Here is a 234-nt window from a genome sequence, read left to right on the forward strand (position 1 = left end):
AATACCTAAGAAAATTTCCTCAATCTCTTCTGCTGTTTGAGTCAAAATATGACGCGCACCTTTTTTAGGTGCATGACCGGGTAAAGTCACGTCTAAAGTTTCAGAATTTAAGGCTGCATTCATGGCGGCTGCTTCAAGCTCTGCTTTTTTCTCCTCAAGATTCGCTCCAAATTCGTCACGGAAGGCATTAGCTAGAGCACCGATAACTGGCCGTTCTTCATTTGTTAGGTCTTT

At 42.7% G+C, this 234-nt stretch carries 1 pseudogene; it reads right to left on the reverse strand.

Features of this window, described 5'->3' with window-relative positions:
* Nucleotides 1-234 (reverse strand): annotated as a pseudogene (locus tag ETC27_RS18375) (phenylalanine--tRNA ligase subunit alpha); the annotation flags it as partial.

Source organism: Onishia niordana, from assembly GCF_004798965.1.
GTDB classification, from domain to species: Bacteria; Pseudomonadota; Gammaproteobacteria; order Pseudomonadales; family Halomonadaceae; genus Onishia; species Onishia niordana.